14 protein-coding genes, 1 tRNA gene and 1 pseudogene are annotated in these 18206 nt (G+C 61.5%); 3 read left to right on the top strand and 13 right to left on the bottom strand.

The window, feature by feature from the left end; translation table 11 throughout:
• Window positions 1–49 precede the first annotated feature (49 nt).
• From HGEM_RS09705 to HGEM_RS04080, 12 genes are all read right to left on the bottom strand, one after another.
• The gene (locus tag HGEM_RS09705; RefSeq protein ID WP_051008436.1) at window positions 50–2080 is read right to left on the bottom strand and encodes a PP2C family protein-serine/threonine phosphatase; all 2031 of its coding nucleotides are present in this window, start codon (window positions 2078–2080) and stop codon (window positions 50–52) included.
• Window positions 2081–2102: 22 nt separating this feature from the next.
• Window positions 2103–2420, bottom strand: a complete 318-nt coding sequence (locus tag HGEM_RS04130) for an STAS domain-containing protein (RefSeq protein WP_019128147.1) — start codon at window positions 2418–2420, stop codon at window positions 2103–2105.
• A gap of 175 nt (window positions 2421–2595) precedes the next feature.
• Complete coding sequence (locus tag HGEM_RS04125; protein ID WP_019128146.1) at window positions 2596–3447, bottom strand: ABC transporter ATP-binding protein; 852 nt, start codon at window positions 3445–3447, stop codon at window positions 2596–2598.
• Complete coding sequence (locus HGEM_RS04120; protein ID WP_019128145.1) at window positions 3447–4346, bottom strand: ATP-binding cassette domain-containing protein; 900 nt, start codon at window positions 4344–4346, stop codon at window positions 3447–3449. Before HGEM_RS04120 ends, HGEM_RS04125 begins: the two co-directional genes overlap by 1 nt.
• On the bottom strand, window positions 4346–5287 hold the full coding sequence (locus HGEM_RS04115) for an ABC transporter permease (RefSeq protein WP_019128144.1): 942 nt from the start codon (window positions 5285–5287) through the stop codon (window positions 4346–4348). Before HGEM_RS04115 ends, HGEM_RS04120 begins: the two co-directional genes overlap by 1 nt.
• The gene (locus tag HGEM_RS04110) at window positions 5284–6267 is read right to left on the bottom strand and encodes an ABC transporter permease (RefSeq protein WP_019128143.1); all 984 of its coding nucleotides are present in this window, start codon (window positions 6265–6267) and stop codon (window positions 5284–5286) included. The genes HGEM_RS04115 and HGEM_RS04110 overlap by 4 nt, the downstream gene beginning before the upstream one ends.
• Window positions 6267–7925, bottom strand: a complete 1659-nt coding sequence (locus tag HGEM_RS04105; RefSeq protein WP_035100672.1) for an ABC transporter substrate-binding protein — start codon at window positions 7923–7925, stop codon at window positions 6267–6269. Before HGEM_RS04105 ends, HGEM_RS04110 begins: the two co-directional genes overlap by 1 nt.
• Before the next feature lie 163 nt (window positions 7926–8088).
• Complete coding sequence (locus HGEM_RS04100; protein ID WP_019128141.1) at window positions 8089–9546, bottom strand: CCA tRNA nucleotidyltransferase; 1458 nt, start codon at window positions 9544–9546, stop codon at window positions 8089–8091.
• 359 nt (window positions 9547–9905) lie between these two features.
• On the bottom strand, window positions 9906–10835 hold the full coding sequence (locus HGEM_RS04095) for a 1-phosphofructokinase family hexose kinase (protein WP_019128140.1): 930 nt from the start codon (window positions 10833–10835) through the stop codon (window positions 9906–9908).
• 159 nt (window positions 10836–10994) lie between these two features.
• Window positions 10995–12698 carry a phosphoenolpyruvate--protein phosphotransferase gene (gene ptsP, locus HGEM_RS04090; protein WP_019128139.1) on the bottom strand — a complete coding sequence of 568 codons (1704 nt, stop codon included), beginning with the start codon at window positions 12696–12698 and terminating at the stop codon, window positions 10995–10997.
• Window positions 12699–12840: 142 nt separating this feature from the next.
• Window positions 12841–13104 carry an HPr family phosphocarrier protein gene (locus tag HGEM_RS04085; protein ID WP_019128138.1) on the bottom strand — a complete coding sequence of 88 codons (264 nt, stop codon included), beginning with the start codon at window positions 13102–13104 and terminating at the stop codon, window positions 12841–12843.
• Between the two features lie 617 nt (window positions 13105–13721).
• A tRNA-Arg gene (locus tag HGEM_RS04080) sits at window positions 13722–13798 on the bottom strand.
• A 614-nt stretch (window positions 13799–14412) separates the two neighbouring features.
• On the opposite strand from HGEM_RS04080, the pseudogene HGEM_RS04075 reads away from it, so the two are divergent.
• Window positions 14413–14706 (top strand): annotated as a pseudogene (locus HGEM_RS04075) (ABC transporter ATP-binding protein); the annotation flags it as partial.
• 106 nt (window positions 14707–14812) lie between these two features.
• On the opposite strand, the gene HGEM_RS04070 reads toward HGEM_RS04075, so the two are convergent.
• Complete coding sequence (locus HGEM_RS04070; protein WP_019128136.1) at window positions 14813–15634, bottom strand: DUF4365 domain-containing protein; 822 nt, start codon at window positions 15632–15634, stop codon at window positions 14813–14815.
• Window positions 15635–16042: 408 nt separating this feature from the next.
• Between HGEM_RS04070 and HGEM_RS04065 the strand changes: the two genes are divergently transcribed.
• Window positions 16043–17173 carry a glycosyltransferase gene (locus tag HGEM_RS04065; RefSeq protein WP_019128135.1) on the top strand — a complete coding sequence of 377 codons (1131 nt, stop codon included), beginning with the start codon at window positions 16043–16045 and terminating at the stop codon, window positions 17171–17173.
• 47 nt (window positions 17174–17220) lie between these two features.
• Window positions 17221–18132: a glycosyltransferase family 2 protein gene (locus tag HGEM_RS04060; RefSeq protein WP_019128134.1), complete on the top strand. Its 912-nt coding sequence runs from the start codon at window positions 17221–17223 to the stop codon at window positions 18130–18132.
• Window positions 18133–18206 lie beyond the last annotated feature (74 nt).

Here is an 18206-nt window from a genome sequence, read left to right as displayed (position 1 = left end):
TTATGCAGTCGCGCCAGTGACGAAGGAACGGTGACGCGATCGTCGATTTTTATATTGACTTTATCACGGGGTTCCCGTCGGGGAAGGCATGTCGCACGATGTTGATGAACAGCTCCTCGACGACCAGGTCGATGGCCTGGGCGCTCGCCGCGCTGATCACGCCCGCGCTGCACGACCCCGCCGCGGCGCGCGCCGCCGCCTGAAGGCGGGGGCACTCCTCGTCGCAGGGCTCCGCGACCACGGTACGGGCGCCCGGCAGCCACACGAACGAGCAGGCCGTGATGTCGTCCGCCTGCTCGGCACCCGCGGCGAACCGCTCCACGCCGTCGCGTACCGCGCGGCACACCCGCGCCGCAGGGGCATCGGCCGAGGCCGGCGCACCCTCCGCGCCCGCAGCGGCCGCCGGCGCATCATCGGTTGCGGCGTCTATGAGCACCGCGCCCGCCGGCGCATTCGCCGCGGCGTCTGCGGGCGCCGCCATGTCCGCGGTCACCCCGCGCACGAGCGAGGCGAGGCGGTCGTCGCCGAAGAGCTCCCCCGACGCGTTGCGCGCCTCGGTGACTCCGTCCGTGTACAGCAGCATCCCCTCCCCGGGGACGAGCGCCGCGCGGCGGGATTCGAAGTCGAACCAGTCCATGGCACCCAGGGGCAGCCCCGCGGGCACCTCCTGCCATCCGTCCTCGAAGAGCCCGCAGAAGCGCCACGGGCGCATATGGCCCGCGTTCACATATTCGAGCTCGCCGGTCACCGCGTCGAGCACGCACGCGAACGCCGTGACGAAGAGCATCGAATCGTTCTGCTGGCAGAGGTGGGCGTTCGCGTACGTGAAGGCCTTGCCCAGCGAAACCGAGCCGCGGATGCACTCGCGGATCTCGGCCATGGCCCGCATCATGAAGAGCGCGGCGGGCATGCCCTTGTCGGACACGTCGGCCACGAGCAGGCAGAGCCGGTCGCCCGGCAGCGGGAAGCAGTCGTAGAAGTCTCCCCCGACCTCGCGCGCGGGGCACATGAACGCATCGATCGAGGCCGCGTGCACCCCGCCCAGGTCCGCGAACGCACGCGGCAGCGAGGCGAGCTGGATGGTCGTCGCGACGTCGAGCTCGGCCGAGACGCGCTCGCTCTCGCGCGCCGCCTCCTCGGATGCCAGCACGCTCCGCCCCAAATCGCGCCGCATCGCATTCGAGGCATCCCTGAGCTCTTGGATCTCGGGCAGCGGGCGCTCGTCGGGCAGCGCAATGTCCATGCCTCCCTCGGCCGCAGCGCGCGGCCCCTGCACCTCGAAGCGCTCCGCGAAGGAGCGAGCGTCCTGCGCGAGCAGGTCGATCGGCTGGGCGAGCTTACCCTGCACGAGGTAGAGCAGTGCACTTGCCGTGGTAAAGCAGCAAACGGTGATCGCGGCGAGCGCGATGTACACGATCGCGACCGCCTCGGCAAAATGGTCTTCCGCCATCATGGACCTCATCTGGGGCGCCACGAACGCCGCAAGCACCGACAAGCTCGCCACGACGGCGAACGCGAGCATGATGAGCGACACGCGCTGAGCGAGCGTCGCGGACGTCCGACGGCTGCCCAGATGTCCGAGTGCCAAGAGGAGCGGCGTCCCCACGTACATGAGGCTCAAGAAGTTGTTGAGCAGGCGGACGGCATGGATGTTCAGCGCCTGCATAGCGTCAAACTCGAGCGGCATCAAAAGGAGCGTCACCAGAGCCGCGTCGGCAAGCGAGAGCAGCATGAACGCCATGATGCGCGAGGGGCTCGAGAGGACGGGGCGCTCGTCTTCGGGAAACAGCCGCCTCCACGCGAGGCGCGGCATGGCGTTGTAAGCGAGCTGTACGGCGAAGTAAACGAGCAAGACGATCGGAGCTGATTCATAATGCGCGTCCGAGACGAGGTTGCCGAGTGCGCACCCCAAGATGCCCGGCGCACCGAAGAAGAGGCCGAGCACCGGCCCCACGCCCGAAGCGGGGCGAATCTGCGTGGCCCCGTTAAACGCGGGGACCCTGAGGAAGACCTCGAGAACGATGTAGAAGACGATGGCACACGCCCCGCACACAAGCGCCGCGCGGCCGAGGCGCCGCACCCGGGGCCCAGGCGCGGGCAGGTTAGCCGAGCACATCGAAGATGCCCGAGAAGCCGGTGAGGTCGAGCACGTCGCGCACGGAGGGAACAACGCCGTCGAGCGCCAGGCGAGCACCTTTGGCCATGAGGCGCTTATGGATGAGCAGCAGCGTGCGAAGCCCCGCGCTCGAAAGGTACGAGAGCTCGGAGCAGTCGAGCACGAACGTGGTAGCGTCCGCGACGAGCGAGAGGGCCTGCTCCTGGAACGCGGGGGCAGAAACGGTGTCGAGCCGCCCGGAAAGCGCGATGCGCGCCGTAGGGGCGCCGTCCACAACTCGCACGTCAAGCCCTGCTTCCTCCATATGCCCCTCCCTCATCGAGGCGATTGCTTCTCCTCGCAATGATACCGCTTTGCCTGCCGCACACGTCCCGTCGGCGCACTCTGCGGAAAAAGAGGACAGGGGCCACATGCGTCAGGGACCATATGCGACAGGGGCCGCATGCGCGAACCTGCCGCCGGATGGCCCCGTCCTCGCGCTATGCGAGCGAGAACGCGCGGGTGGCAACACGGTCAACGAGCGCAGGGCTATGGGAGACAAGCACGACCCCCATCGACCGCTCGTTCGCGATGGCGATCACCTCGCGCCAGAGCTCCGCCTGCGTCACCGCGTCGAGCATGGCGGTCATCTCGTCGCATACGAGGTAGCGGGGCTCGGCGATGAGCGCCCGCACGATGCAGAAGCGCATGAGCTCACCGCCCGAGAGCTCGTGCGGGAAGCGGTCGAGCCATGCCTCTCGGATCCCGAAGCGCTCAAGCAGGCCGGTGTCGCGCACGGCTTCGAGGCGCGCGGCGGCGGAATGCGCGGCGGCGGAATGCGTGGCAGAATGCGCGGCGGCGCCAAGGCTCCCCGCCCCGCTGGAACCACCCGCACGGGCAGCTGCTCGCTGGGGCACTCCCTCGACCAGGCTCCTACCTAAACGCAAAAGCGGATCGAAGGCCTGTTCTGGATGCTGCCAGATAAGCTGGACAGGCCGGGGACCGCGAAGACGGGAACCCAGCGAGCCGGGAGCTGCGGGCACACCGTCGCAAGCACCCTGGGCGTGCGCCGCAGGCACGCCGTCGCGAGCAGCACGTGCGCCGCGCGTGCGCACCACAGGCACGCCGCTACGAGCGGCGCGGGCGCGCGACAGCTCAATGCCATCGACGAGGACGGTTCCGGCATCTGGGCGCAGATAGCCGGAAAGCACCCGGCAGAGCGTCGTCTTGCCCCTGCCCGAGGGAGCCGTGAGCGCCACGCGCTCGCCCGGATCGACAACCAAGTTCACGTCATGAAGAATCGGCCGGCCCGGCACGTAGGAAAACGAGATATCGCGCGCCTCGAGGCTCATCACTCTCTCCCCTCTTCGTCTACTGCAGAAAAGCCGTGCTCAGGCATGGCATGCCAAAGCGCGCGCGAGAACGGGTGCGCGAGCAGCTCGGGAGCGGCAAAGCTCGAGCAGGCGGTCTCCTCGACCACCGTTCCGTCGCGAAAGACCGCCACGCGGTCGGCAACGCTGAGCGCAAGCTCTAGGTCATGCGTGATGAGAAGCACGCCGCCTCCCCCGTCGGCAAAGGACCGAAGATCGTCGAGAGCATGGATGGCAAGATCCATGTCGAGGCCCGGCGTGGGCTCGTCCGCCACGATGAGCCGCGGATCGTCCATGATCGCGCAGATGAGCAGCACGCGACGCGCCATGCCACCAGAGAGCTCGTGCGGGTACATGCGCTCGACCTCCGCCGCCAACCCATAGGCGCGGAAGAGCTCGCGCATGCGCTCCACGCGCTGCCTACGGCGCTCCCTGCCCGCTCGGCCCCGGCCGCAGGCACCCACCACCTGCTCGCCCACGCGCATGAGCGGGTCGAGGTTGTTCACACTTTGCGGCACGAGTGAGATGCCGTGCCCGCGCAGACGCGCAAGGTCGGCGGCGTCGCAGCGCTGCCCCTCGAACCACATGGCCCCCGTCACGCGCGCATTGGGCTCGAACAAGCCCATGATGGCATCGGCCAGAAGCGTCTTCCCCGAGCCGCTCGCCCCCACAAGCGCAAGCATCTCCCCCTCATGCACCGACAGGGTAAGGTCCTTGATAACGGGGGCGTCAACCTTCTGCGCTTGAAAATAGGGTGCGGCGGGATCGTACATCTTGAACCCGACCGAGAGATGCTCGACGGAGAGAAGGTGCCGGCCCTGCGGATGACGCGATCCCGAGGCATGACGATGGTGATGATGGAACTCTGCATCGGTATGCATCAGCCCTGCACCCCCTCGGGCGACACCATGCGCCGAAGCAGCGCGCCGGCGCGATCGAACATGAGCACCACGGCGAGGAGGGCCAGACCCGGAAACACTGCGAGCCACCAGGCGCCCGAGGTGAGATAACCCATCGCTTCGGACAAGATCACGCCGATGGCGGGCTGCTCGGGCGACAGTCCGAATCCGAGGAACGTAATCGATGCCTCGTGCAGCACGGCATGGGGAAAGAGCAGCACGAGCCCCACCAGGTACTGCGGAAGCACATGGGGTATGACGTGCGTAAAGGCGATGCGCAAGCGCGATACGCCGAGCGCGCGCGAGCAGGAGATATAGGGCTGCTCACGAAGCTGCAGGATCTCGGCGCGCAGCACGCGGGCAAGGCTCGGCCAATGCGTGACGGAGATGCCAACCATGACCCCGAGCGTCCCGCGGCCGAGCGCATAGCTGATGAGGATGAGAAGCACCATATGGGGGATGCCCATCGTAAGGTCGATGAGCCAGCTCACCACAGCGTCGACCCGGGACCCACCGAGCGCGGCGGCAGAAGCGAGCGCGAGCGCGATGACGGACGAGACCGTCGCGGCGACGAGCCCCACGACAACCGAGGTCGAAAGCCCTGCAAGCGTGCGCGCAAGCATGTCGCGGCCCATCCAATCGGTTCCGAAGGGGTGGCCAAGCGAGGGAGCAAGGTTGCGCGTATCGAAATTCGTCGTCGAGGCGGCGTCGGCAAGCATGATGCCCGCGATAACGACCGCGCAGAGCGCGATTGCAACCCCTGCCGCCATGACGAGCATGGCGCGCCTGCCGCTGAGCACCCCCGTCGCCGCAGGCTCGTGGAAAACGGTGAGCGACGGGTGGTCGTGATCCTGAACGAGGCCGGGGGCATCTGCCTCGACCTGCCGGCAAAGCTGTGCCTCGCCATCTTCTCGCACCGTCATCGCACCTCCTCCCGCACGCGCGAACCCAAGCGCGGGTCCACCGCGCCGTACAGCAGGTTTGCGAGCGCGTTGCCAAGAAAGACAAGCGCGGCCGTGGCGAGTGCGATGCCTACGAGCAGCGGCGCGTCTCCGCCAAGGCCCGCCGTGACAGCCGCCTGCCCGAGCCCGGGATACGAAAAGACTTGCTCCACCAAGATGGAGCCTCCCACGATCTCGCTCACCTGGGAAAACTGCAGTGTAAGTGCCGGAAACACGAGGTTTCGCAAGCCATGGCGAAAGACGATGGACCGAAGCCCCTCGCCGCGTGAACGCGCGAACCGCACATAATCGCTCCCCAGCACGTCAATGGTCTTCTCGCGCGTATGAAGCGCCACGTTGGCTATGCCCGTAAGCGAGAGCACCAGCGCGGGGAGCACCATATGGTAGAGACGCGTTGTGAGCGGCACCGCGCCCGTAGAGCCGATGGGAACCGAGAAGCCCAGGGGAAACCACCCGAGGTAGACGGCGAACACCATGAGCGCGATGAGCGCGAGCCAGAACGTCGGCGTGGCCGAGAGCACATAGCAATACCCTCGCACGAGCCGGTCGAGCCAGCTGTCCCGAAGCGCGCCGGATGCGACCCCCAGTACAAGGCCAACGGCGCCCGCGATGACCCACGACGCCGCCAGAAGCAGCGCGGAGCTCGCGAACCGCTCGCCCACCACCTCGACAACCGGCTCGTTGAAGCGAAGGCTCTCGCCAAGATCCCCCTGCACGGCGTCGCCCAGCCACGAGAGATAGCGCTCAACGACGGGCGTGTCGGCGTCCCACCGCTCCGCCAGCTGCTCCCTGCGGTCCGGGCTCATCGATGCGTATGCCGCCTGTCCCACATTGGCCTGCACGGGATCGATGGGCGAACTTCCCACCAAGAGGAAGGTCAGAAAGCTCACCGCCAACATGAGCAGTGCGAAGCGCGCAACGCCGCGAGCGACCGAGCGCATCACGACCATTCCCAGCGGTCCACGTTGTTCACGAGCGACCATCCGTGCCCGTGGGGATGCGGCTTCTGGTCTGCCACGACGAGCCCTTCGCGCTTGAAGTAGAGATGGTCGACGTTGGCGATCCACGCCCACGTTGCAGCGCCCTTGGGTGCGAAGCCGTTTTCGCCGTCCCAAGCCGCGAGCTGCCAGTACGCGTAGGAATCCTCGATGCTCTGCTGCGCCAGCGCCTCGTCGAGATGGGCGTCGATCGCCGCGTTCTCGTAGCACGCGTAGTTACCCCAGCCCGTAGAGTAGTTGAGCGCATACACCTCGATGGGCGAGTTGGAACCCCACCCCCAGAGGACCGGCTGCTCGTACTGGTGGCTGTAGATCTCGTCCCAGCTGCCACCGCGCGGGCTCGCCTCTATGCCAATCTGGGCAAACTGGTTGGAAAGCTCGTTGGCGATCGCCTGGCGCGCCGAATCATCCGAGGAGTACCAGATGTCGAACGCAGCGCGCACGCCGTCCTTCACGCGCACGCCATCGCTGCCTATAGCCCAGCCGGCATCGTCGAGCAGGCGCGCGGCCAGGTCGCGGTCGAGCTCGACCTTCATGTCGTCGCTCGACCACGGCATATCGTCGCTTACGCTGTAGGCAGGCTTGCCATAGCCCGAAAGCACGTTCTCGATTACCGCATCGCGGTCGATAGCATAGGTGAGCGCTCGGCGAATCGAAAGGTCCGAGGTTACGTCGTTACCCATGGCGTAGCTCGTCCCGCCCTCGGACTTCGTGCCGCCGGCAGGCTGCGTGGGCAGCGAGATGCCGCGTGAGTCGACCGTTGCATAGCTCACAAGCTCATAGCCGTCGAAGCTCTGCTGGGCGTGCGTCGCGTAGGTATACGCGATGTCAACCTCGCCTGCCTGCACCGCCGCAAGCGCTGCGTCCTCCTCCATGAACACGACGACCACGCGCTCCATGAGCGGCGGCTCGCCGTAGTAATCCGGGTTGGCGCTGAAGATTGCCTGCTGCCCGCGATCCCAGCGCTCAAGCATGTAGCGGCCCGACCCTATGGGAGCGGAACCGTATCCATCGCCGTAGGCATGCTCCGGCACGATGCCCAGCACCGCGAGAGTGTACAAGAGCGCGTTGTAGGGCTTGTTGAGATGGAACTCCACCACCGTATCGTTCACGGCAACCGCCTCGTCCACCATGGAGAGGTCGCCCTCGAAGGTGTCGCTTTGGATCGCGGAATTCACCGTGAACGCCACGTCGGAGGCGGTGAGCGGCTCCCCGTCGGTGAACGCGACATCGTCGCGAAGCTCGAAGGTCCAGGTCAGCCCATCGTCAGAGCAGCTGTAGCCCGTCGCAAGGTCGTTAATGAACTCGAGGTTCTCGTCCGTGGTGATGAGCGTCGACTGGATGAGCGGCTCGTGCACGTGCTCGCCGCACCCCCATGCCACAAGCGGGTCAAACCCTGCCGCGGGCTCGCTTCCCGCGTTCATGGCGACGATCACCTGGCTAGAAGCTCCTTCGGAACCAGACCCGGAAGGTGCGGAGCCGCCTTCGCCCGAGCCTGCCGTGCAGCCGCTCAGCAACGTCGCGGCACCCGCAGCACCTGCACCCGCTATAAATCCACGACGCGACAGCATGCCGCTGCCGCGCGCCTCTTCGTTTATCATGAGCATGCTCCTCAGCACCTCTGGGTAGTTCGCGTAGACCGAGTGTTACGAATAGTTCAATTCGTGTTACTCTTGCCTCATCCTACCACATTTGTTGAAGGCATCCCAGCCGCCAGCAACATGCGCGCAGGCGACAACGGAAGCGAAACGGGTTTGCGAGACCCTATACATCGAGATAAGCAAGCAGGTCGTCGCGCTTATTGGGCACCAGGCCATCGACCGTTGCATCGAGCGCGCGCCTAAGCAGGGCGCCGATACGGGGGCCGGGCGCCACGCCGGCGGCAATGAGGTCCGCCCCGCTGAGGGCCAAGGTTCCCACGCTGTACGCCTCGTTGTTGGCAAGCAGCTCGCGCACCATCTCGCGCATGCGCTCGATATCCTTCACGTAGTAGAAGCACGACGGAGCCTTTCCGAGCGTGTCGGCCCGCTTGATGTCGAAGAGCTCGTTCATGAGGCGCGGCGTATCCAAACCCGAACCAGCGAAAAGCCCCATAACGCGTAAAAGGTCGCTGCGCTCGGCGCTCATGGGCCGGTCGTGATAACGAATGAGCAGGCATGCGTCGCGCATCACCTCGCTCGGACACGCAAGGCGGTGCATGATCTCTCGCGCCTGCTCCGCCCCGCGCTCGGGGTGCCCGTAGAAGTGGCCGCACCCCCGGTCGTCGAGCGTGAAACACGCCGGCTTGGCGATATCGTGCAGGAGCGCCGCCCACATGAGCGAAGGCGATGGGGCGGCCTCGGGGCCGGCGCCATCCACGCTCGAGAGCGAGAGCTCGCCCGCCACGGTAAGCACGCGGGCAATATGGTCGTACACATCGAAGGCATGATAGCGGCTATGCTGGTCAAAGCCACGGCAAGGTCCCAGCTCGGGAATGGCCGCGCACATGATGTCGGGATACCGGAGCAGAGCATCTCCCGCACGGCCGGTTGCAAGGATGCCATCGAGCTCCCAGCCCACCCGTTCGCGTGCCACCGCATCGAGGAGGGGCGCGCACGAGGCGAGTGCAGACGCCGTCTGGGGCTCGACCACGAAGTCGAGCCGGCAGGCAAACCGCACGGCGCGGAGCATGCGAAGCGCGTCCTCTTCGAAGCGCCGGCGCGGCTCCCCCACCGCCCGAATCATACGGCGGCGAAGGTCTCCCGCACCGTCGTATACATCGAGCAGGCCGCGCGTTGGATGCCACGCCATCGCGTTGACCGTGAAATCGCGGCGGGCAAGATCGTCCTCAACGCACTGCGCGAGGCGAACAGATTCGGGATGACGCCCATCGGTGTAAAAGCCGTCGAAACGATACGAGGTTACCTCGATACGCTCTTCACCCCGCACCGCCGTGATGCCGCCGAATTTGATGCCCGACCGAGCAACCTTGAAGCCTTCCGCCTTGAGGGCGGCTTCGCTTTGCTGCCAAGTTCCCGAACAGCAAATGTCCACGTCGTGGCATGGAGCGCCTCGCAGCGCGTCGCGAACCCAACCGCCCACAATCCACGCCTCGAGCCCCGCTTCCTCAAGAGCACGAAGCACCTCGAGCGCCGTTGCGGGCGCAGGCGTTCCGTTCAGGGCGGGCTGCTCGACGGTAATGCTAGGCGCCGCGCCGGTATCGATATGCAAGCACTCGTCCATTACACCCCATTCACGTTGACAGGTACAGTATACGGTGCCGTGGCGAAGTGGGCGCTCATCGTTTTGCGCTTCATGTGCCCTGGGGCCGATCCCGTGCGAAGCGGCCGCCTTGGCTCGCCCCGGCTCGTCGCCGACACGCCCGCCGGCTCGCCCCTGGCCCACTCGGTTCGCCCCGGCTCGCCCCCCCGAGCGCCCCCGAGCGCTCCGCCCCCTGAGCGATCGCGAACGCTCCCGAGCGCCCCACACGAGGCCAGCGCAAACCGCAGGCGGGCACGCCAAAAGAAAGCCCCCGAGCTTGAGCACGGGGGCTTTGCATATCCTCAACGAGGCGTTAACGCGCGAAGACGCGTCAGCAGGCACTAGCGCGGGAGCTTGCGGACGGTCACGCGCTTGCTGTACTCGTCCACATGACCGAAGTCGCCCAAACCGACGCTCTCGGCAACGTTCGCGCCCGTAGCCATGGCGAGCTTGAGCGCCTCCTCCACGTTGTCGCGATCCTTGTACCACTTGAGCAGGAAGGCCGCGAGGGTGCAGTCGCCGGCGCAGACGGAAGACACGAGCTTGATGTTGAACTCGCGCTTGGCGTACCAGATGTCCTCGCCGTTCGAGAAGTAGGCGCTGCCGCGGCTACCCATGGTGAGCAGGACGTTCTGCACGCCGGCCTCGTGGGCGAGCGCAAGGGCGCGACGGGCGTCGTCGTCGGTATCGATCTGGACGCCGAAGATCTCGCGCATCTCGTGATGGTTCGGCTTGATGAGCAGCGGGTGCGTGGAGCAGAGCGTCTTAAGCTTGTCGCTCGAAAGGTCGAGCACCACGTCGGCGCCGCGATCCTGAGCATGCGCCACAACCTTGTCCAGGAAGTCCTTGGAGGCCTTCGGGGGCAGCGAGCCGGAAACGATCAGGCAGTCGAGGTCGCCAGTGGAGTCGAGGATGCGGAAGAGCTCCTGCTCGTTCTGCGGGGTGATCGCGGGGCCAGGGTTCAGGATGCCGTGCTCGGACTGACCGTCGTTGAAGTAGGAGTTGATGCGGGTCACGCCATCAATCCAGACGGGGCGGCAGAGGCAGCCCATGTTCATGGTCTCGTCGACCACGTACTTGCCCGTGAAGCCAGCGAAGAAGCCGAGCGCCACGGAGTCGACGCCGAACTTCTTGAGCGCGAAGGACACGTCGAGGCCCTTGCCGTTGGCGGTATAGCTCGCCGAGAAGGAGCGGATGTTCTCGTTCGGAACAAGCGGCGGGCAGGAAACGGTCATGTCGACCGCAGGGTTAGCAGTCAGCGTATAAAACATAAGACAGCTACCATCCTTTCATACTAATGCTGCATGGCGCATAGCTTAGGCGCGCCATGCAGCAAAATCAAGCGTCGCGACCCGGATGCTTACCGAGACTTAACGCAGCCGTGCACGGTGGTAGGTAGGAGCGCGACCGGATGCGAGCAGGCAACAGGCCTAGCGCGCGGCCTCGGTGAGCGCGGCCTTGACCTCTTCGGCGGTCTCGAGCTGCATGACCTTCGCCTCGAGGGCGTCGGCGTCGGCCTTCGTCCACTGAGAGATGACCTTGCGGGTGCGCAGGACGCTCGGCGCGGAAACCGAGAACTCCTCCATGCCCCACGAGATGAGGAGCGGCGTGAGCAGCGGATCGGCAGCAGCCTCGCCGCACATGCCCACCATGATGCCTTCCTTCACGCCAGCCTGGATGATGTTCTTGATGGCGCGCAGGACCGCCGGGTAGTACCAGCTGTAGAGGTAGGCGACCTTGTCGTTGCCACGGTCGGAGGCCATGGTGTAACCGGTGAGGTCGTTCGTGCCGATGGAGAAGAACGCGGACTCCTTGGCGAGCAGGTCGGGGATGTTGGCGGCAGCGGCCGTCTCCATCATGATGCCGACCTCGATGTTCTCGTTGAACTTATAGCCCTCGGCGCGCAGCTCTTCCTTGCACTCCTCGACGAGCGCCTTGACCGAGCGAATCTCCTCGACACAGGTGACGAGCGGCACCATGATCTTGATGTCGCCGAATGCGCTCGCGCGGAGAAGCGCGCGCAGCTGCACCTTGTACTCATCGGGGTTGTCGAGGCAGTAGCGCACGGCGCGATAGCCCATGAACGGGTTATCTTCCTTCTGGAGATTCATGTACGGAATCTCCTTGTCGCCGCCCACATCGAGCGTGCGGATGATGACCGGAGCGCCCTTGAGCGTGACCGCGGCCTTGCGGTAGGCCTCGAACTGCTCGTCCTCGGTGGGAAGCGACGTGGCGTCCATGAACAGGAACTCGGAGCGGAAGAGGCCAATCGCCTCGGCGTCGTGGTCGACGGCGCCCTTGGCGTCCTCGGGGTTGCCGATGTTGCAGGCGAGCACCTTCTTCTCGCCGTCGGCCGTGACCGTGGGCTTGCCGCGGAAGGCCTCGAGCGCGGCCTTCTCGGCCGCGAAGGCGGCGGCGCGCTCCTGGTAGTCGGCAAGCTGCTGCTCATCGGGCTCGCTGATCACGTGGCCGTTGATGCCGTCGACAATGGCGACCATGCCGCCGTGGAGGGCGCCGCAGGCGTTGGAGACCGAGAGCACCGCAGGGATCTCGAGCGCACGGCAGATGATGGCGGAATGCGAGGTGCGGCCGCCGACCTCGGTGACGACGCCGACGACGTTCTCCTTGTCGATGGTGGCCGTCATGGACGGGGTGAGGTCATGCACAACGACGATGCTGCCGGCCGGAAGGACGGAGAGGTCGACGACCTCGCGGCCGAGGAGCTCGGCCAGGATGCCGGTGCGGATGTCGGCGATGTCGGCGGCACGAAGGCGGAACATCTCGTCGTCCATGGAAAGGAACATGTTCTCGAACATCGTGCTCGTCTCGACGAGGGCCTGCTCAGCGCAGGTGCCGCCGTCGATGGCGGTGGTGATGCCGTCGGTCATGCCGGGATCCTGGGCGAGCATGATGTGGCCGCTCATGATCTCGGCCTCGTTCTCGCCCACGGTGATCTTCATGCGGTCGGCCTGGGCCTGGGTCTTGGCGCAGAAGGCATCGAGGGCGGCCTGGTAGCGAGCCTTCTCGGCGGCGGTGTCCTCAACCGCGTGCGGCTCGAAAGACAGGTCGGGCTCGGCGGCGACAACGACGGTACCGATACCGATGCCCTCGGATGCGTTAACTCCCTCGTACATTTTTATCCTCTCTCCATTGCCGCGGGCGTGGCCGCGCGGCATGCGGAAATGTGAAAGCGCAGGCACCGACAGGGCACCTGCGCTCACCATATGAACTCAGTTGTTGTGAGATCCGTTCAACACGAGATGGACGGCAACTGGGCTACTCGCCAAGACCGCTCTTGATGAGCTCGATGGCGGTGGTGAGAGCATCGGCCTCATCGGCGCCGTCGCAGCGGATCTCAACCTCGGTGCCGCAGGGGATGCCAGCGGCCATGAGGGCCATCGGGGACTTGCCGTTGACCTCCTTCTCGGGGGTGACGACGGTCACGTCGCAGGCAAACTTGCCCATGGTAGAGGCGAAGAGGCCCGCGGGACGCATGTGAAGACCCTGGGGGTTGACGAGGGTAACCTTCTCAGAAACCATACTTGTCTCCTTTTTCTGGATGCCCACGGCGGGCCCGCCGCCATGGGGTACATCAACGACTCCCCTAGTGTACCCCATACCGCGCCGGTTGGTATGGAAAAACGGATGAGTGGTTTGGGATGTTGCGGAGTCGGATACGCACCGGAAGCCGACGGCGGGACGGCAGGAAGCGGCTTCCCCTTTGCGGCGGTGCCGTATCCGGCTTATTCCGGACAAGATTTTGCCGAATTAGCGATTTAATACACCCCTATTTCTGCCATTTCTTGCCCGAGTTTGATCTAGGGCGACGACAACGCCACAAGCGCCTCGGTCGCTGGAAAGCCTCCAGAACAAAACTCCCGCCAAAGGATCGAATTTTGAAGGACCAGCCGAGTACTCCCAATCGAAGAGGCATAAAAACCGCAGGTAGATACACCGAGTTAATAGCGGCTACTTCGACCCCGCCCCAAAATTCGATCCTTTGGCGGGAGTTTTGCCCGGTGTCCTAAATTGGAGGCCCATTCAAGTCGTAGGCACGGTGACTATGCAATCAGACGCTCAGGAGCGAGGCTGTCTTTTGGCCAAACGAGAGCGGCCGCGCGGGATGTTATCTCCCGCGCGGCCGCGTTATTCATGGCTGGTGCGCCCAGGGGGATTCGAACCCTCGACCTTGAGATTAGAAGTCTCCTGCTCTATCCAGCTGAGCTATGGGCGCATACGTGCTAACGCATGGATGATTATAGCCCATGGACGAGGCGCGCGACGAAGATGGGCCCGGATCCTATCAAACACAGTGCTGGCCTCGATAGTCTTGCCATCTAATACATCCTCATATCCGCACATCAGGCTTTCACGTATCTCCATCTCTTGCGAACGCGCTTCTTCTTTATGTGATAACGCTTGGTCAGACGAATCGACATCCATCATCACGGTCCCGCTCTCCCCATCACGCGTCAAGCAAAGAGAGATTCACCCCTTCGGCAAGCCAGGCTATCGAGCCAACGGTCTCCGCTGCGCCCCAGGTGCAGCACGGCGGCAAGCGTGACACCCGTTAACTTGGTGAAATATCGCTACAAATCGTCTTACGCAATGTTCGTAGAGCCCGACACCAGGCACCAATATAGCGTTAACGCAAAACAGGAGTCGCTTCACTCCATCTCAACTCCGATGTAATCGCACGTTCTTTTCAGCTCTTCCCTAAAATGCGCATCGCACCTTTTTCCTGCAGTAATTCGCACGGGCTTCAAGTAAACATAACATGTAGCTCGCACTCTCCCGCAGCTTTCGGCAACCAGCCTCCATTTGTGCTTTTGTTGAAACTTTTTCTTTTATTCGAGCGGCATGGTCGCGCGCATCGCGTTCGCCATCGCCACCTTGACGTCGCCGGACATCTTGATTGTGGACGAGACGCTCTCCGTCGGTGATGTGTTCTTCCAGCAGAAGTGCGAGGCCCGCATCCAGCACTTCATCGAGTCCGGCGACGTCACGGCGCTGTTCGTGAGCCACTCCATCGAGCAGGTGGAGCGCATCTGCCAGCGCGCCATCTGGATAGAGAAGGGCGATCTTCGCCTGGACGGCCCCGTCGAGGAAGTCTGCGAGGAGTATAGGAATCAGTTTGCGTAATGAAATGGCCGCCTTTTTTGGAATGGCCATTTCTGCTTCTTGATTTAGGAACACCGTGCATAAAGAGGGTTCAATACATCGCTGGTTCTCCGGACTCATATAGAAATCACTGATATGAATCGTCGAAGTTTAGAGCAATCAAATCGATCGAATTCCTAACATAATTGCACTCTCCAACGAATCTGAATAGAGAATGCGCCAAGTCATTATCGCAGTCGCCATTCAAGATATTCTCGCCCAGTCTCTTTGCTGAGTCCAACTCTTGCGGAATCAGGAAATCAGGTATGGAGCTCCTTGTGGCGCTTGCTCTGTCAAGCTTTTTTATCGCGCCAGCAACAACCGACCGCACATAAGATTCATCAATCTCATCTTCTACGATATGCATCGGCAAGTCATACATCAAATCAGCAAGAGAAATGTAGTAATTTGCCCAAGACTCCTTAAACTTTGGAAAACTCGCGATGAAACACAGGTGCTTCATCGCTTTATCATCGCCGAGCGCATTTGCATTAGGGATGTATATCGTATTCGTCCCTTGGTTTCTCCACCCGGGTTTCTCGTAATTGAGACGAATCCGAATGTACTCCTGCAGCCACACAAAATAGCATGCGCGGGGATCAGAAACAGAGCAGTAGAACAAAAGGAATGGAACAGCAAACATCTCAGCATATAAAAGCGTCTTTGTATCCAGCGAGAAGGGAATTTCCCGCCTCCCGCCAATCGGCTTTTCGGTCGTTTTAATTTGAGCCACTATCAACTCACTGGTTGCGCGTTCATCCTCGAAACGCTCGTAAATCTTGTCGATTCCATAATCTCGCTCGGATAAATCCCTTGCCACCCAACCTTCTTCAATCATCAATTCTGAAACAAAAATGCACCCTTTAGAATCAACCACGTGGCTCGACGGTCTTTGCGGCATATTTGACATTAGTCTTCCTTTTAGCCTAGGTATCAGCTCCAGTGATAGCTACACATTGTCATTGTCAACTATCAAAACGTTCGCTCAGCCATCCTAGGCGCGCAACATCAAAATAGCATTCCGTCTCTCAAGGTCCTTTTAGGAACAGTGCGACGATGCCTTTTCCCAAGTTATACTTTGGCAGCTTTATTCTCCAAGCAGCTGAACGCAAGATGCTCACGCCAGCGCTCAATAACCCGTGATAGGCAAAGAGAACTTCTCGTACCCTGCAACGCGCCCCCATGCGCAGCAAATTCACACCTTGACTCGAAGCAAAACAGTAAGACTGATAATGCGCTATCCTTTAGATTGCTTGAGATTATTCAGCGGAGCTATTCTCCTCAGGACCTAGAGCTCCAAAAAGCAAAGCGAGGTTGCATGTCTGAAAACCCGGCCGTCTCGGTTGTGATGCCCATATACAACGCAGAGAAGTATCTTCGCCAAGCTATGGACAGCGTGCTTGCCCAGACGCTCGAAAGCCTGCAAGTCATATGCGTTAATGACGGCTCAACCGACCATTCGCTTGATATGCTCAAGGAATACGCAGAACGCGACTCTCGAATAACGATCGTCGATCGCCCCAATGGCGGCTATGGACGCGCCATGAATATCGGAATCGATGCCGCAATCGGCGACTACATCGGCATCCTCGAACCCGATGACTATCTCAAACCAACTATGTATGAAAAGTTGTACACAACGGCGCTGGAGGACGACCTCGATTTCATCCGCTCCGACTACTATCGGCTTACCACTAATGCGAATGGCGAGGAAAAACTCCAACGTGAACGTTTATGTAATAAAGAAGACTACTACGGCTCGATTTTGAACCCGCAAGACAACCTCGACCTGTTCAATATTCGCATGGAAAACTGGACGGGCATCTACAAACGTTCTTGGCTGAATGAGCACAACATACGATTCAATGAAAGCCCTGGAGCGAGCTTTCAGGACAACAGCTTTTGGTTCCAAACATATTGCTGGGCTACGCGTATAGCCGTGTATGACGAGGCGTTTTATTGCTATCGAGTGGACAATTCCGCATCTTCAATCAATCAGCCAAATAAAGTGTTCACCATGCTCGACGAATATCAATGGATCGAAAACTGGTTACGGAGCCAGCCTCGGCTCGCCGAACGTTTCCTAGGCATCTTCCTGTACAAGAAGACCCATAATTGCGAATTCGCATTCAGCCGACTGGCCAAGGAATTTCAGCTTCCGTTCCTCGAGCGCTACGCCAGCGAATACCGAAAGTGCATCGCAGCGGACGAACTCGATGAAAGCTTCTTCTGGCCAGATGAACTCAGCAGGCTTAAGAGCATCGTTGCCGACCCGACAGCCTATCTTGATGCATATCGGCAAGGGTCAGACCCAACCTCACGGCTCGAGGAAGCTCGCCAGCAGGGAAAGCTCGCGCTCTTCAACTACTATCGTCGAAGCGAGGGGTTAGGCGCAGCGTGCAAGCATGTCCTCGGGTATCTTTCCGGCAACAACGCCCGCACAAATTAGCTGTCGCCATCTCACAGTCATCCCCATAAGTATTTGAAAGGACCCCCGTGCCCTCAATTTCAATCATACTCCCCGTGTTCAACGGAGAGAGCTATGTTCGGGATACTATTGACTCCATACTTGGCCAAACGTTTTCCGACTTCGAGCTCATTTGCGTAGATGATGGCTCCACAGATGGCAGCCTCAAAATTCTCGAAAGCATTTCCGCGAGCGACCCTCGTGTGACTGTGCTCACGCAGAAAAACCAGGGTCCCGGCGCTGCTCGCAACAAGGGGCTTGATGCCGCCACGGGATCTTATGTAGCCATGCTTGATGCGGACGATTTATATTCTGAAACCTTGCTAGAAAAGCTCTATTCAAAGGCAACGAAAATTGATGCCGACATTGTCGTAACCCGCTCCTCTGAATTTGAAGATGGCACTGGGAGAAACGTTGATGCATGGTGGACGCTCAATGTGTGTCAAATACCAAACAAAGAGATATTCTCCTCGCTGGAAATGCGCGATTTTATTTTTACCGCATTCATCGGCTGGCCGTGGGACAAGCTCTTCAGAAGGTCTTTCATTGAGGAGCATGGCATTCGATATCCTGTGCTTCCAAACAGCGAAGACCTGTATTTCGTATTTCTAGCCTTGGCGAAGGCTGATAGGATTGGCATAGTCGATGAGCCACTCATTCGCCATCGTATCGGACGTAGCGGCTCCGTATCAAGCTCCCGCGCAAAAGCCCCGCTCGCATTCTATGAAAGCATCTGCCTTCTAAAAAATAAGCTCAGGGAGGATGAAGCTTTCTATTCATCCATATCATGGGGCTTTTTAAATTGGGCATTTGAATACACTATCTGGAATATTGAGACCATGACCGATAAGCATGCTCAAAAAAACAGCTTGATGCCCTGCTTCATGATCAATTGCCCGAGCTGGAGGTCGCGTCGCATTCGCCCGCCTTTTATTCGTTAATCCCTGGTTCATACGATCGATATCTAGGCTTACTCGAAGAGGCAAGCGATGCATTTGTCTCGCATAGGAGAGCT

The sequence above is a fragment of the Enorma massiliensis phI genome (genome assembly GCF_000311845.1).
Taxonomy (GTDB): Bacteria; Actinomycetota; Coriobacteriia; order Coriobacteriales; family Coriobacteriaceae; genus Enorma; species Enorma massiliensis.
This window is presented reverse-complemented; position numbering and strand designations above follow the sequence as displayed.

Coding starts and splice junctions, on each gene's coding strand:
- HGEM_RS04130 (WP_019128147.1), bottom strand. CDS start 2,420: ATGGAGGAAGCAGGGCTTGACGTGCGAGTTGTGGACGGCGCCCCTACG.
- HGEM_RS04125 (WP_019128146.1), bottom strand. CDS start 3,447: ATGAGCCTCGAGGCGCGCGATATCTCGTTTTCCTACGTGCCGGGCCGG.
- HGEM_RS04120 (WP_019128145.1), bottom strand. CDS start 4,346: ATGCATACCGATGCAGAGTTCCATCATCACCATCGTCATGCCTCGGGA.
- HGEM_RS04115 (WP_019128144.1), bottom strand. CDS start 5,287: ATGACGGTGCGAGAAGATGGCGAGGCACAGCTTTGCCGGCAGGTCGAG.
- HGEM_RS04110 (WP_019128143.1), bottom strand. CDS start 6,267: ATGCGCTCGGTCGCTCGCGGCGTTGCGCGCTTCGCACTGCTCATGTTG.
- HGEM_RS04105 (WP_035100672.1), bottom strand. CDS start 7,925: ATGATAAACGAAGAGGCGCGCGGCAGCGGCATGCTGTCGCGTCGTGGA.
- HGEM_RS04100 (WP_019128141.1), bottom strand. CDS start 9,546: ATGGACGAGTGCTTGCATATCGATACCGGCGCGGCGCCTAGCATTACC.
- HGEM_RS04095 (WP_019128140.1), bottom strand. CDS start 10,835: ATGTTTTATACGCTGACTGCTAACCCTGCGGTCGACATGACCGTTTCC.
- ptsP (WP_019128139.1), bottom strand. CDS start 12,698: ATGTACGAGGGAGTTAACGCATCCGAGGGCATCGGTATCGGTACCGTC.
- HGEM_RS04085 (WP_019128138.1), bottom strand. CDS start 13,104: ATGGTTTCTGAGAAGGTTACCCTCGTCAACCCCCAGGGTCTTCACATG.
- HGEM_RS04070 (WP_019128136.1), bottom strand. CDS start 15,634: ATGTCAAATATGCCGCAAAGACCGTCGAGCCACGTGGTTGATTCTAAA.
- HGEM_RS04065 (WP_019128135.1), top strand. CDS start 16,043: ATGTCTGAAAACCCGGCCGTCTCGGTTGTGATGCCCATATACAACGCA.